A 241-nucleotide genomic window follows, 5' to 3' on the forward strand; every position below is an offset into this window, starting at 1 on the left:
TTCACCCTCTCAGGTCGGCTACGCATCGTCGCCTTGGTGAGCCATTACCTCACCAACTAGCTAATGCGCCGCAGGCCCATCCATAAGTGACAGATTGCTCCGTCTTTCCTGAGAATGCCAGGCGACACTCTCAACTATCCGGTCTTAGCTCACGTTTCCGTGAGTTATCCCGATCTTATGGGCAGGTTGCCTACGTGTTACTCACCCGTCCGCCGCTAAGCATCAGAGAAGCAAGCTTCTC

At 54.4% G+C, this 241-nt stretch carries 1 rRNA gene; it reads right to left on the bottom strand.

Annotation, left to right across the window (positions count from 1 at the left end):
- A 16S ribosomal RNA gene (locus tag KJS47_RS23960) occupies nucleotides 1-241 on the bottom strand; the annotation flags it as partial.

It is taken from the genome of Paenibacillus sp. J31TS4 (genome assembly GCF_018403265.1).
Lineage (GTDB): Bacteria > Bacillota > Bacilli > Paenibacillales > NBRC-103111 > J31TS4.